The 14,134-nt window shown below is 64.6% G+C and carries 13 protein-coding genes; 4 read left to right on the top strand and 9 right to left on the bottom strand.

Going from position 1 to position 14,134, the window contains the following annotated elements; translation table 11 throughout:
* Window positions 1–8: 8 nt before the first annotated feature.
* From CK230_RS23220 to CK230_RS23210, 3 genes are all read left to right on the top strand, one after another.
* Window positions 9–998, top strand: a complete 990-nt coding sequence (locus CK230_RS23220; RefSeq protein ID WP_095819472.1) for an MDR family oxidoreductase — start codon at window positions 9–11, stop codon at window positions 996–998.
* A gap of 122 nt (window positions 999–1,120) precedes the next feature.
* Window positions 1,121–3,400 carry a PAS domain-containing hybrid sensor histidine kinase/response regulator gene (locus CK230_RS23215; protein WP_095819471.1) on the top strand — a complete coding sequence of 760 codons (2,280 nt, stop codon included), beginning with the start codon at window positions 1,121–1,123 and terminating at the stop codon, window positions 3,398–3,400.
* Between the two features lie 195 nt (window positions 3,401–3,595).
* A complete protein-coding gene (locus tag CK230_RS23210) occupies window positions 3,596–4,471 on the top strand; it encodes a GNAT family N-acetyltransferase (RefSeq protein WP_245430027.1) in 876 nt (291 codons plus the stop codon).
* An 84-nt stretch (window positions 4,472–4,555) separates the two neighbouring features.
* Here the strand turns inward: CK230_RS23210 and CK230_RS23205 are convergent, their stop codons facing one another.
* Both CK230_RS23205 and grpE read right to left on the bottom strand, forming a co-directional pair.
* Entirely contained in the window at window positions 4,556–5,188 is a 633-nt protein-coding gene (locus tag CK230_RS23205) for a trimeric intracellular cation channel family protein (RefSeq protein WP_095819469.1), read from the bottom strand.
* A gap of 132 nt (window positions 5,189–5,320) precedes the next feature.
* Entirely contained in the window at window positions 5,321–5,953 is a 633-nt protein-coding gene (gene grpE / locus CK230_RS23200; protein ID WP_095819468.1) for a nucleotide exchange factor GrpE, read from the bottom strand.
* 218 nt (window positions 5,954–6,171) lie between these two features.
* On the opposite strand from grpE, the gene CK230_RS23195 reads away from it, so the two are divergent.
* Window positions 6,172–6,372, top strand: a complete 201-nt coding sequence (locus CK230_RS23195; RefSeq protein WP_095819467.1) for a hypothetical protein — start codon at window positions 6,172–6,174, stop codon at window positions 6,370–6,372.
* Between the two features lie 75 nt (window positions 6,373–6,447).
* Here the strand turns inward: CK230_RS23195 and CK230_RS23190 are convergent, their stop codons facing one another.
* The 7 genes from CK230_RS23190 to cysG form a co-directional block, all read right to left on the bottom strand.
* Entirely contained in the window at window positions 6,448–7,068 is a 621-nt protein-coding gene (locus CK230_RS23190; RefSeq protein ID WP_095819466.1) for a DJ-1/PfpI family protein, read from the bottom strand.
* A gap of 197 nt (window positions 7,069–7,265) precedes the next feature.
* Window positions 7,266–8,873, bottom strand: coding sequence for a GMC family oxidoreductase N-terminal domain-containing protein (locus tag CK230_RS23185; RefSeq protein WP_095819465.1), 1,608 nt, complete (start codon window positions 8,871–8,873; stop codon window positions 7,266–7,268).
* A 166-nt stretch (window positions 8,874–9,039) separates the two neighbouring features.
* Window positions 9,040–9,579: a DUF934 domain-containing protein gene (locus tag CK230_RS23180; protein ID WP_095819464.1), complete on the bottom strand. Its 540-nt coding sequence runs from the start codon at window positions 9,577–9,579 to the stop codon at window positions 9,040–9,042.
* Between the two features lie 171 nt (window positions 9,580–9,750).
* A complete protein-coding gene (locus tag CK230_RS23175; protein ID WP_095819463.1) occupies window positions 9,751–10,515 on the bottom strand; it encodes a phosphoadenylyl-sulfate reductase in 765 nt (254 codons plus the stop codon).
* Window positions 10,490–12,160: a nitrite/sulfite reductase gene (locus tag CK230_RS23170; protein ID WP_095819462.1), complete on the bottom strand. Its 1,671-nt coding sequence runs from the start codon at window positions 12,158–12,160 to the stop codon at window positions 10,490–10,492. Before CK230_RS23170 ends, CK230_RS23175 begins: the two co-directional genes overlap by 26 nt.
* A 44-nt stretch (window positions 12,161–12,204) precedes the next feature.
* Window positions 12,205–12,510, bottom strand: coding sequence for a DUF2849 domain-containing protein (locus CK230_RS23165; RefSeq protein WP_095819461.1), 306 nt, complete (start codon window positions 12,508–12,510; stop codon window positions 12,205–12,207).
* Entirely contained in the window at window positions 12,507–13,955 is a 1,449-nt protein-coding gene (gene cysG / locus CK230_RS23160; RefSeq protein WP_095819460.1) for a siroheme synthase CysG, read from the bottom strand. The genes CK230_RS23165 and cysG overlap by 4 nt, the downstream gene beginning before the upstream one ends.
* Between the last annotated feature and the right edge of the window lie 179 nt (window positions 13,956–14,134).

Raw genomic sequence — 14,134 nt, 5'->3', positions numbered from 1 at the left:
AGAAAACCGTGTCCGACACCTTCAAAGCCATCCTCGTTTCGCGCGATGCCGAAAAGAAGCAGTCGGTCGATGTCGTCGACCTCACCGAGGCCGACCTGATGGAGGGCGACGTCACAGTCGCCGTCGAGGCGACAACGGTGAACTACAAGGACGGGCTCGCCATCACCGGCAAGGCGCCGGTCGTGCGCCGCTGGCCGCTGGTTCCGGGTATCGATTTCGCCGGCACCGTGATCGACTCTTCCCATGCCGATTGGCGCAAGGGCGACAAGGTGATCCTGAACGGCTGGGGCGTTGGCGAGACGCATTACGGCGCTTATGCCGGCCGCGCCCGCGTCAAGGGCGACTGGCTGGTGCCGCTGCCCGAGGGCATGAGCGCGCATGATGCGATGGCCGTCGGCACGGCCGGCTACACGGCCATACTCTCCGTCATGGCGCTGGAGCGTCACGGCATCGTGCCGGATCGCGGTCCGGTGGTGGTGACGGGCGCGGCCGGCGGCGTCGGCTCGGTCGCCATCTCGATCCTGTCCAGCCTCGGCTATCATGTCATCGCCTCGACCGGCCGCAACGCCGAAAGCCCCTATCTGATCGACCTCGGCGCGGCCGAGGTCATTTCGCGCGACGAGCTCAGCCAGCCGGCGAAGCCGCTGGCCAAGGAGCGCTGGGCGGGCGGCGTCGACTCGGTCGGCAGCCATACCTTGGCCAATGTGCTGTCGATGACCTCTTATGGCGGCGCGATCGCCGCTTGCGGCCTGGCCGGCGGAATGGACCTGCCGGGAAGCGTCGCGCCCTTCATCCTGCGCGGCGTCTCGCTGCTCGGCATCGATTCGGTGATGGCGCCGAAGCCGGTCCGCCTGGAGGCATGGCGCCGCATCGGCGCCGACCTCGACCTGAAGAAGCTGTCGACATTGTCACGCACCATCGGCTTCGACGGCATTATCGCCGCCGCGCGCGACATCGTCGAAGGCAAGGTCCGGGGCCGCGTCGTTGTCGACATGTAGCCGGCAGGCCCCGCAAAAAGTCCCGTTCGCCCGCGCATGCGGGCGGCCGGAATCCGGGCAATCGCTAAAATTCGAACGATCCGCCCCAGTCTTCCATAATTTCTGTCTGGCATGGTCCGCGCATGGTCGCGGACTCCCACATCAGGCAGGACAGCAAAGCCGCGGGCGCTGACAGGCTCATCCCCGATGCGCCGAAGCGGCAGGTGCTTGTCGCGCCGCCGCTGGCTCCCGACTTGCCTGCCGCCAGCCACGAAGGCCTGCCCTTCCTGACGATCGTCGCCATCGTCGTCCTGGCGGGGCTGGCGCGTCTCACCGGGGCGCCTATCATCGTCACCATCGGGCTCGCCGCCGCGGCCTTCGCCGGCCTTGCCATGCACCTGCGCAGCCGCCGCGACGAGCGGCGCACCGCGGCACTTCTCGACGAGACCGCCGCACGCAGCCGCGCCGAGATCGAGACCCTCGCCGACCGCATGTGGGAGATGCAAGAGAGCGAGGAACGCTTCCGCGGCCTGATCGACGCGCTCGGCGACCTCGTCGTCCATCGCGATCGCGACGGCCATATCGTCTATGCCAACAGCGTCTTTGCCTCGCTTGTCGAGATCGACCCTCGCAATCTCGCCGGCAAGACCCTGTCCGAGCTTGGCATCGACGTCGGCATCGTTCCCGACGCCGCCTTCTCCGACCATGAATGCCTGAGCTCCACCGATGTCGCGATCCGCACGCCGAACGGGCCGCGTTGGTTCTCCTGGATCGAATTGTCGGTGCGCGACAAGGACACCGGCGCCGTCTCGCACCGGGCGATCGCCCGCGACATCACCGCCCGCAAGCGCGCCGAATCCTCGCTGATCACCGCGCGCGAGCGGGCCGAATATGCGAGCCAAGCCAAGTCGCGCTTCCTCGCCACGGTCAGCCACGAGATCCGCACGCCGATGAACGGCATCATGGGCATGGCGAAGCTGCTTGCCGACACCGACCTGTCGCCGGAACAGCGGACCTATGTCGGCGCTGTTTCCACCTCGGCCAGCGCGCTGCTCGCGCTTATCGAGGACCTGCTCGACTATTCCAAGATCGAGGCTGGCCGCTTCGAGCCCGAGCCTCAGCCGACTTCGCTGCGTGAAATCGCCGACAACATCATCGAACTTCTGGCCGCGAAGGCCTTTGCCAAGAATATCGGTCTCGGCTGCTATGTCGAACCCGATGTGCCGCAGATGATCACCGCAGACCCCGGCCGCCTGCGCCAGGTGCTGCTCAACCTCATCGGCAACGCGGTCAAGTTCACCGATACGGGCGGCGTGCTGCTTACCGTGGCGCGCGCCCGCACCGAAACCAGCGACTGCATCTGCTTCACCGTCGCCGACACCGGCCCCGGACTGCGTGAAGAGGACATGGAGCGTATCTTCGAGGAGTTCGAGCAATCCGACGGCACCTCGACCAGGGTGCATGGCGGCGCCGGCCTCGGCCTTGCCATCTCGAAGCGGCTGGTGACGGCGATGGGCGGCACGATCTCCGTTTCGAGCCGGCTCGGTGAAGGATCGGAATTCTTCCTCGAGATCCCGGCGGTCGCGGCGACCGAGCCGCCGCCGCACCGGCAGAACATCCTTGCCGACCGGCGGGCGGTGATCGTTTCGAAGAACACCATCGAGGCCGATGCCATCGCCCGCGCCATCAGAGCCCATGGCGGCATTGTCGAGGTTGCGGCGACGCCAGGCCAGGCCGCTCCGTTCGCTGCCGGCTGCAACGTGTTGCTGATCGACGCGGCGCTCGAAAACAGTGATGGCAGATTGCTCAAGCGGATGCGCGACTCAGGCTTTGCCGATTGTGAAGCCATCACCCTGATCGCGCCCACGGACCGAGGCATGCTCGGTGAATTCCGCGCCAACGGCTACGCCACCTTCCTCGCGAGGCCCGTGCGCGGCGAGACGCTTTTGCGGGTGCTGTTGACCAGCCATGGCTCCCCACTCACCCAGCCGCGGCCGGAGCCGCGCGGCGCCACCTCGGTGCGCAGGCGCGACCAGGGCCTGTCAGTGCTGATCGCCGAGGACAATGACATCAACGCCATGCTCGCCCGCGCCACGCTGCTCAAGGCAGGGCATCGCGTCAAGGTTGTCGGCAACGGCAAGGCCGCGGTCGACGCCGTTACCGAGGCCGGCCTCAAGTTCCGCTTCGATGTGGTTCTGATGGACCTGCATATGCCTGTCATGGACGGCCTGGATGCGATCGCCGCCATCCGCCGCCATGAAGAGTCCCTGGCCATGCCGCCGATCCCGATCATGGTGCTTTCGGCCGACAGCCAGGAAAAGACCCGGCATGCCGTGCTCGCCCATGGCGCCAGCGGTTTCGTGACCAAGCCGCTCGACCCGGACGCGCTCGTTCAGGCGGTCGAGGGCCAGGTCGCCGCCTGACGAAATTTTGAAGCCTTGAAAGCCGTGCATTGCCTGGCTTTCGCGACCGTAAGATAGCCGGTTGAGGGTATTGTCCAGCCGACAAAGTATTGCCCGCCACCTCGTATCACGGTACTGTCACAATCCTGTTGCACCTACACCGTATCCCCGTGCCAAGAGGGATGGCTCGAAGGAGAATCACTCGTGCATACAGTTATGCCTGAATGTGACACTCGGCCGAATGCCGGCGGCGCCCTGCTCGCCGCCCGTACCGCCGATGCCGTCGCAAGCGGTGCTCCGCTGGGCCGGATCGGCAACCTCGAAGTGCGGCTCGCCCGCAACGAGGCTGAGATCGCCGCCGCCCAGGAAGTCCGCTATCGGGTATTTTATGACGAGCTTGGCGCGAGGAAGGACCTGTTCCAGGCGCAGGACCGGCGCGATGCTGACCGTTTCGACCCGCTCTGCGATCACCTTCTCGTGTTGGACACGTCCCTTCCAGGTCCCGAGCATCGCCGCATCGTCGGCACCTATCGCCTGCTGCGGCAGGAGATAGCCGCGACCGCCGGCGGCTTCTATTCCGAGGGCGAGTTCGAGCTCACCAAGCTGATCGCGCGCCACCCCGGCCAGCGCTTCCTCGAGCTCGGCCGCTCCTGTGTTCTGCCCGAATACCGCTCCAAGCGCACCATCGAGGCGCTCTGGCAAGGCATCTGGGCCTACATCAATCACTACAACATCGGCGTGATGACCGGCTGCGCCTCTTTCCACGGCATCGTGCCGGCGGCGCATGCCGAGGCGCTGACCTACCTCGCCCATCATTGTCGCACCAACTCCGCCTGGGATGTCCGCGCGGTTCCGGGACGCTATTGCTCGATGGACCTGATGCCGATCGAAGCGGTGAACACCAAGGCGGCGATCGCCGCCATGCCGCCGCTGGTCAAGGGTTACCTGCGCGTCGGCGCCCGCATCGGCGACGGCTGCGTGATCGACCACGAATTCTCGACCGTCGACGTGTTCGTCGTCATGCCGGTCAAGGAGATCGGCGCCCGCTACGTCAATTATTATGGCGGCGAAGGGCAGCGCTTCGCGGCCTAGCGAATAGCGAATAGCGAATAGCGAATAGCGAATAGAGCGCTATCTCGGGTGATCTCTATTCGCTACTCCCTATTCGCTATTCGCTCACGGGATGTCTTCCGGCCTTCGCCCCGGCCGGCTCTTGTAAGCCGGAAACGACCAGCCGAACCTGAGCGCCCCGCCGCGCACGACGAATGCGGCCGCGAAGCCGAGCAGGCTGGACGCCAGCGCCGGCAGGCCGGCAATATCGCCAATTGTGAAAATGGCGGCGCCGGCAAGGGCGGCCGTGACATAGATTTCAGGCCTGAGCAGCACCGAGGGTTCGCCGGCAAGCAGGTCGCGCAATATGCCGCCGAAGGTCGCCGTCAGCACGCCCATGATGACCGAAACGACCGGCGAACCGGTGATCGCCAGCCCCTTTGCCGCGCCCATCACCGAGAACGCGGCAAGCCCGATGGCATCCAGCCAGAGCAGCAGCTTGTAGCGGGATTCGAACCGGTGGGCGCTGAAGAAGACCAGCACCGCGACGACGGCGCAGATCAGCACATAGCCGCTGTTGGCGACCCAGAATACGGGCAGGTTGAGGATGACGTCGCGCAGCGTCCCGCCGCCGATGCCGGTGATGCTGGCCAGGAACAGGAAGCCGATAATGTCGAGCTGCTTGCGCGATGCGGCAAGCGCGCCCGTCGCCGCGAAGACGGCGACGCCGGCGTAGTCGAGCAAGGCGATGGGATTCATGGTTGAGCGAGTAGTGAGTAGCGAATAGTGAGTAGTGAATACCACGAAGCCGAGCCGTTGATAGCCAGCTTCCCTATTCGCTACTCACTACTCACTACTCACTATTCGCTACTCACTATTCGCTACTCACTCTCACGCATCCTTCTCGGCCTGCTCGTTCACCGGGCCGGGCTCGACCTTCGCTTCGGCGGTTGCCTTCGGGCCACCCTTGGCGACACCGACCATCGCCGGCCGCAGCACGCGCTCGCCGATCGAATAGCCGGGCTGCACCACCTGGACGACGGTGCCGGCCGGGACCTCCGGGTTGGGCACTTCGAACATCGCCTGGTGGAAGTTCGGATCGAACTTCTCGCCCTCGGGCGAGAGTTTCTTCACGCCATGGCGCTCCAGTGCGGAAAGCATGGCGCGCTCGGTAAGATCGACACCCTCGATAAGCGCCTTGAAGCCGGCATCGCCGGAGGCCTTGGCCTCGGCCGGAATGGCATCGAGCGCGCGGCGCAGATTGTCCGACACCGACAGCATGTCACGTGCGAAATTGGCCACCGCATAAGTGCGCGCGTCATGCACGTCGCGCGCGGTGCGCCGCCGCAAATTCTCCATTTCGGCCGCGACGCGCAGCGCCCGGTCCTTCAGTTCCTCGTTTTCCTTCAGCAGCCGTACAAGCGCCTCATAGTCGCCGTCGACGCCACCTTCCGCACGCTCGCCGGAAGCCTGGGTGGCTTCCATATCTTCGGGCGTGCGTTCGTCTTTTGCCTGGTCGCTCATCGCCGTTTCCCGTCATTCGGATTGGTCTGGATTTGCGCCCGATATCGAGGTTTGGAGGCCAAAAATCAAGGGGTAAGCGCTCGCGGCGGATGTCGAGCCATCATTCCAAATTAATTCAAATTTTACCGTATCACGCAGCTTTGCTTGCCCTCGAATGCCGTTGCGGGAACCATAAACGGGCTGGAGGAGTTTCGAAGCCGACACAGGATTTTGGGACGATGAACGGCAACAACGGCAACCGGCGCGCCGAATTGGCCAACGATATCAGGCGGCAGGCAGGCAGCGAAGCGACAAAGCGCTTTCTGCGTACCTTGCCGGCATTTCGCCTGGAAAAAGAGGTGCCCCGGCGGCTGAGCGACCTGCTTGACCGCCTGGACGGGGTCGATGCCAGGAAAGCAGGCGGCGAGCGGCGTCAATAGCCGCGCGCCGCGGTTAGAGCAATTCCAGGAAAAGTGTGTAGCGGTTTTCCGTCCGGAATTGCGCAAAGAACAAGTTTAGGCCGCCTTTCGGTCCTCACGCATCAGCGCTTCGCCGTGGCGAATCTCGGTGCCGAGCACCTTCAGGCATTCCCGCATGAAGGCTGCAAGGCCAGGCCAGCCTTTCGCCGAAACCAGATTGCCGTCGACATGCGCGCCGGTCGGCGCGACGTCAATATAGGTGCCGCCGGCAAGCGTCACTTCCGGCTCGCAATAATGCAGCGCCGCCACTTCCTTGCCGCGCACCACGCCGTCGACAGCGATCAGGATCTGCACGCCGTGGCAAATGGTGAAGATCGGCTTGCCGACCTCATGGAAATGCCTGACCAGCGCCTGCACGCGCTTGTCGATGCGGATATATTCCGGTCCGCGCCCGCCCGCGGCGTAGACCGCGTCATAGTCGGCGGGGTTCACCTCGGCGAAGGCCTTGTTGAGGATGTAATCGTGGCCGAGTTTTTCGGTATAGGTCTGATGGCCCTCGAAGTCGTGCAATGAGGTCTTGAGCACGTCGCCCGCCTTCTTGTCAGGGCAGACGACATGGACGGTATGACCCACCGCGTGCATGGCCTGTTCAAAGACGAAAATCTCGTACTCCTCGCTGAACTCGCCAACGAGCATCAATATCTTCTTGCCTGCCATGCCGTTTCCTCCTTTAGCTGGCATTTATTTCGGGGCGCAAAATAACAACCCTATCCTAAGGTGAGGGCGGCAAAAGGGGAAGCGCAAATCGCCGAATTGGTCTGACCAGATGGATTCGATCCTATTGGTGGCGGGCGGGCAAAGGCGACATCCCGGTGACAGAACCGAAAGAGGCTGGTCCGACCAAGACCCGCCATTCAGGCCGCGGCCCGGATCATATCCGCGGCCTTCTCGGCGATCATGATCGTCGGCGCATTGGTATTGCCGCCGATCAGGGTCGGCATCACCGAGGCATCGACCACACGCAGTCCCTCCAGCCCGTGAACCCTGAGCTGCGGGTCGACCACGGCCATGTCGTCTACGCCCATCTTGCAGGTGCCGGCAGGGTGGTAGATCGTGTCGGCGCGCGCCCTGATATGCGCCATCAGCTCGGCATCGCTGGACGCGCCGGTGGTGTAGATTTCCCTGGCGCGGTATTTCGCCAGCGCCGGCGCCTCCAATATGGCGCGCATCATCCGCACGCCCTTGAGCAGCAGGTCGGCGTCGCGCTCGTCCTCGAGGAAGCGCGGATCGATGCGCGGCGGCGCCAGCGGATCGGCGCTGTTCAAACCCACCTCGCCGCGCGAATACGGCCGAAGCACACAGACATGGCAGGAAAAGCCATAGCCCAGATGCAGCTTGCGGCCGTGGTCGTCGACGATGGCGATGCAAAAATGCAGTTGCAGGTCGGGACGCTCGATCGCCGGGTCGGATTTCAGGAAAGCGCCGCCTTCGGCATAGGGCGTTGCGATCATTCCGGTGCCGTCCTTGCGCCAGCGCAGCATGTGCCTGATCAGACCCGGCATGCCACGGAGGCCGATGCCCATCAGATCCGTCTGCCTGGACTTCCAGGCGAGGATGAAATCGAGATGGTCCTGGAGATTCCTGCCGACGCCCGGCAATTCGTGGACGAGCGGAATGCCGTGCGCCGCGAGCTCGACCGCCGGCCCGACGCCCGAGAGCAGGAGCAGCTGTGGCGAGCCGAACGCCCCGCCGCAAAGGATGACTTCGCGCTTGGCCTCCGCCACGTCTTCCCTTTTACCGATACGATAGCGCACGCCCTTGGCGCGCTTGCCGTTGAGCGCGACCCCCGTCGCATGCGCGCCGGTGACCACAGTGAGGTTCGGCCGGTTCATCGCCGGATGCAGATAGGCAGCCGCCGCCGAGCAGCGCTCGCCATTGCGGCGCTCGCCCCAGAACTGCGTCACCTGGTAGAGGCCGGCCCCTTCCTGCTCTGGCCCATTGAAATCGTCGTTCAGCCTGATCTGGTTTTCGCCGCAGGCCTCGACGAAGGCCCTGGAGATCGCGCGCGGCTCCTGCTGCTCGCAGACCTTCAGCGGCCCGTCGCCGCCATGCAGTTCATCAGCGCCCCGCTGGTTGCCTTCGGCGCGCCGGAAGTAGGGCAGCACCTCGTCCCACGACCAGCCGTCGCAGCCGAGCTCGGCCCATTCATCATAGTCGCGGCGGTTGCCCCGCGTGTAGAGCATGGCGTTGATGGCACTTGAGCCGCCCAACGCCTTGCCGCGCGGCTGATAGCCCCTGCGGCCGTTGAGACCTTCCTGCGGTATTGTCTGGAAGCCCCAATTGTTGATCTTCGGCCGGCCGGGCAGCAAAGCGATGATGCCGGCCGGCGCGCGGATCAAGAGATCCTTGCCGGCGCCGCCGGCTTCGAGCAGACAGACCGTCTTCGACGGATCTTCGGAAAGCCTGGCGGCAAGCGTCGAGCCGGCGGAGCCGCCGCCGGCAATCACATAGTCGTAGCGCATGGTTCCCTCCCGGCGGATCTTTCCGTCCGTTACCTGGAGAGAATGCTTGCTGAAGCGCCTTGTAAAGATGCCGTTGCGTTAGCCAGAGCATGATCCCGGACCGAGGGTTCGGAAAAGATCATGCTCCGGCAAAGGACTGGATCAGGGATGACGTTTCAACCGAACGTCATTCTGATCCAGCGCGCTTACGCCGCCAGGAATATTTAGGCCCCTTGGGCTCCGGCTCCACGGCCGGCTGGTAATGGACCGGCAGGCCGCCGATGCGGCCTTCCTCCAGCCGCTTCAACAGCACTGGATTGGAGACCTCGAACTCGTCGAAGCCGAGCCGCAGCATATGCGGAAGCTGGTCGACTAGCACCTGGCCGGTGGCGCGCACCGCGCCCTTGAAATGATGCCGGGCGCGCAGCAATTCGCCCTTGGAGAAGGAGCGGCCGTCATTGAAGGCCGGGAAGGCGAGCGCCACCAGCGACAGCTGGTCCAGCAGGCCGGTTATCTTGTCGAGCTCGTCGCCCGGCTGCAGCAGCACCCCGAGGCGTTCCTTGGCTGACTTGCGGACTTCTTCATCCAGCCCGAGAAAAGCCTGCAGCGGCAGGATGAAACGGCCATTGCCGGCAAGCGCCTCGGCACTTTCGGCGTGCGTCCACTCATCCTCGCGAAAACCGTCCGGGGTCCAGAGGCGGGTCCCCGCTATAGTCGATCCAGTCATCAAAAATCCTAAAGTGCCAAAGATTCCAAGGATATGTCGAGATTCAGGTCAGGCCGAGCCGAAAATGGTGGCTTCCGAGAACCGGAGCGGAGCGTACTTGAAGTACGTGAGCACCGGAAGCGCAGGAAGTCGCCATTTGCAGGCCGGCCTCACCTGAATATCGGCGTATCCTTAAAGCGAGGCGTCGGTCAGCGACTTCTCCAGTCCGGAGAGATGAATGCCGCACTCGGTCTTGGCGTGGCCGGCCCAACGGCCGCTGCGCGCGTCCTCACCGGGCTGCACCGGCTGTGTGCAGGGGAAGCAGCCGATCGAGAGGTAGCCATAGGCGACCAGCGGATTTTCGCGCAGCGCATGCGCGCGCATATAGTCGGCCTGGTCCGAGGTCGTCCAATGCGCCAGCGGATTGATGCGGATGCGCGAGCCGACCGCCTCGAAGACGGGCAGCGCCGCGCGCGTCGAAGCCTGGAAGCGCTTGCGCCCGGTGAACCAGGCACGGAACGGCTCGACGCCGCGCGCCAAGGGCTCCACCTTGCGCACGTTGCAGCAGGCGTCGGTGTCGGTCTCGTTGAGCTGGCCGGTCGGGTCGACGCGTTCGAGCGCCGTCTCGTCCGGGTTGATCACCCTTATATCCGTCAGGCCGAAATCGGCGACCAGCGCGTCGCGATAGCCGAGCGTCTCCTCGAAATGCTTGCCGGTGTCGAGGAAGATCACCGGCGTTGAGCGGTCGATCTCCGAAATCATGTGCAGCAGCACCGCCGAATCCGCGCCGAAGGACGACACCGCCGCGACCTCGCCGCGGAAGGATTCGCGCGCCGCGCGCTCGATGATCTCGATCGGCTTCAGATGGCCGAGCAGCGCGTCGAGCCCCGCCGCTTCGGCGGCGATGCCGGCCTCGGCGTCGACAATACGGTCAAGCGGCCTTGGTTTCGCCAGCATAGAGCGCCTCCTTGAACGGCGCGGGACCGACTCTGCGGTAGGCGTCGATAAAACGTTCGTCGGGACTGAGCCGAAGGCCGAGATAGGTATCGACGATCTGCTCGATGGCATCGGTGATCTCTTCCGATGAAAAGCCGCGGCCGATGATCTCGCCCACGGAGGTGTTCTCGTCGGCCGAGCCGCCAAGCGTCACCTGGTAGAGCTCGGAGCCCTTCTTCTCGACGCCCAGAATGCCGATATGGCCGACATGGTGGTGGCCACAGGCGTTGATGCAGCCGGAGATCTTCAGTTTCAACTCGCCGATCTCGCGCTGCCGCTCCAGCGAGGCGAAGCGCTGCGAGATTTCCTGCGCGATCGGAATGGATCGGGCCGTGGCCAGCGCGCAATAATCCAGGCCCGGGCACGAGATGATGTCGCTGATCAGGTTGGAATTGGCGGTCGCGAGGCCGATCTCGACCAGCGCGTCATAGACCGTCTTCAGGTCGGCGCGCGCCACATGAGGCAGGATCAGGTTCTGCTCATGGCTGACCCGCAGTTCGTCGAAGGCGTATTTCTCGGCGATGTCGGCCACCGCCTCCATCTGGCTGTCGGTGGCATCGCCCGGCACCTCGCCGATGCCCTTGAGCGAGACGGTGACCGCCGCATAGTCGGGGTGGCGATGCGTCACGACATTCTGGTCGAGCCATTCCGAAAAGCTCTTGGAATCGAGGCGCGCCTGCTTAACCAGCGCATCGCCTTCAGGCCTATCCGTCAGGGCGGGCGGCGCGAAATAGGCGTTGATGGCCTGAATGTCGGCCTCCGGCAGCTTCAGCTCGGCGTCCTTCAGCTCCTGCCATTCGGACTCGATCTGGCGCGTGATCTCCTCGACGCCGGTCTCATGCACCAGGATCTTGATGCGCGCCTTGTACTTGTTGTCGCGGCGGCCATAGAGATTGTAAACGCGCAGGATCGCCGTGCAATAGGACAGAAGATCGGCTTCCGGCAGAAAGTCGCGGATCTTCTTGGCCACCATCGGGGTGCGGCCCTGGCCGCCGCCGACATAGACCGCAAAGCCGAGCTCGCCGGCCGCGTTCTTCTTCAAGTGCAGGCCGATGTCATGCGTCTGGATGGCGGCGCGGTCGCGCTCGGCGCCCGTGACCGCAATCTTGAACTTGCGCGGCAGGAAAGAAAACTCCGGATGCACCGAAGACCATTGACGCAGGATTTCCGCATAGGGCCGCGGATCGGCGACCTCATCGGCGGCGGCACCCGCGAAATGGTCGGCGGTGACGTTGCGGATGCAGTTGCCGCTGGTCTGGATCGCGTGCATCTCGACGCTGGCGAGATCAGCCAGGATCGCCGGAATGTCCGACAGCGCCGGCCAGTTGAACTGGATGTTCTGGCGCGTGGTGAAGTGGCCGTAGCCCTTGTCGTATTTGCGCGCGATATGGCCGAGCATGCGCAACTGCCTGCTGTTCAGCGTGCCGTAGGGCACGGCGATGCGCAGCATATAGGCGTGCAGTTGCAGATAGACGCCGTTCATCAGCCTGAGCGGCCGGAACTGGTCCTCCGTGATCTCGCCGGCAAGCCGGCGCTGCACCTGGTCGCTGAACTCGGCGACGCGGGCGTGTACGAAATCCTGGTCGAACTCGTCGTAGCGGTACATGCTTCGTCTTTCCGGGCGCGTCCGCCCGCTCTTTACTTCAAATCTTAAGCGGCCTGGATCGCTTCCGGGGCCGCCTGCTTGCCAAGATCGGTGCGGATGGTCGGCCCCGCGGCGCGGATCTTTTCGCGCAGCCGCACCGGCTCGGCCAGGCCATCGACCACTTCGACGTCGATCAGGTTGACGTCGACCACCTCATTGTTGGCGTAGGCCGCTGCGCCGATCGCTTCCAGCCGGTCCTCCGCCGCCTTGTCATGCGCGATATCCGCATGACCCACCGTCTCCGCCCAGCCGCCATCGGCGTACCAGACGGCGATTCCATCGGAGAGCCTGTTCGCGGTCAGAACCTTCATTGCTCGACTCCTTCGGCGACGGCTGAAGCCGCTCCCTCATGCTTATGTGCCGCGAGCGGCTCAGATTGTTCGAAGTTGGCGCCCGCGACCGCATCGCCAATGATGGTCATGACCGGGCCGGTGAGGTCGGCGCGCTCTTCCAGTGACGGCAGGTCGGCGAGCGTGCCGTGGAAACGGCGCCGGTTGCCGAGGCTGGCATTCTCGACAACGGCGACGGCGGTGTCCGGCGACAGCCCGGCTTCGATCAGCCGGCCAGCGACTTCCGCCGCGACCGAACGGCCCATATAGACAGCGACCGTGGCGCCCGAGATGGCGAGCTTGGCCCAATCGGGCAGCGAGTTGCCCTTGAGATCGTGGCCGGTGGTGAACACCATGGAGGACGAAACACCGCGCAGCGTCAGCGGCAATTCGAAATCGGCGGCCGCGGCAAAGGCGGCGGTAACGCCCGGAACCACCTCATAGGCGATGCCGGCCTCGCGCAGCGCCGCCATTTCCTCGCCGGCGCGGCCGAACACCAGCGGATCGCCCGACTTCAACCGCACCACGCGCTTGCCGGCTTGGCCGAGTTCGATGAGCAATGCGTTGATCTCTTCCTGGCTCTTGGAATGGCAGCCCTTGCGCTTGCCGACCGGCAGGCGCTCGGCGTCGCGGCGCCCCATGGCGACGATCGCCTCCGGCACCAGCGCGTCATAGACGATGGCATCGGCTTCCATCAGCAGGCGGTGCGCGCGCAGCGTCAACAAGTCCTCCGCGCCGGGGCCGGCGCCGACCAGCGCGATGTGACCCTCGGCCGACGCATCCGCACTCAGGAGTTCGAGCGCCGCGCCATGCGCCTGGGCGAGGTCACCGGCTTCGATAGCCTTGGCCGGCGCGCCGGCGAAGAAATCGCTCCAGAAGCGGCGGCGGCGATTTCCCTTCGGCAGCCGCTCGGCAGCAGCGCGAAATGACGCGGCAAGTGCCGCCAGCCGGCCGAGCGACGGCGACAGCATGCGGTCGATGCGCCCACGCAGCATCTGCGCCAGAACCGGTCCGGCCCCTTCGGTGCCGATGGCGATCGCCACCGGCGCGCGGTTCACCAGCGCCGGAGTGAAGAAATCGCACATTTCTGGCTGGTCTACCGCATTGACCGGAATGCCCAACCAGCGCGCGTCGTCAACGACGCGGCGATCGAGGGCTTCATCACCGCTCGCAGCGAACACCAGGGCAGCACCCTGGAGATGCGCGGCCTCATAGGCTGCGTTGATGTGAACGGCGCCGGTCGATGCGATGAAATCCAGCAACCCGCCACTGGCATGGTCGGCGACGATGCGCAGCACGGCGCTCGACTGCGAAAGCAGCCTGGCCTTGGCGAGCGCTTCCTCGCCATTGCCGACGATGGCTACGGCTTGGCCGTCGACCCTCATGAAGACGGGAAAGGCATTGAGCTTGGTATTGGCTTGCGGCATGGCGATTAGCGATACTGGAACAGTTTGGCAGTTTTACGCGGGCTGGCCAAAAACCAGAAGGCAAGCACTCGCGCGTCGCCGAACGGCAGGCAATCGCTTTTTCGCAGCCGCGAAGAGCAAGAGAAAAAAATTCTACTTTGAGAATAAGAGAGCCAGAACGGCGTGAGAAACCACCTTGA

The organism is Mesorhizobium sp. WSM3859, assembly GCF_002295065.1.
GTDB lineage: Bacteria > Pseudomonadota > Alphaproteobacteria > Rhizobiales > Rhizobiaceae > Mesorhizobium.
This window is presented reverse-complemented; position numbering and strand designations above follow the sequence as displayed.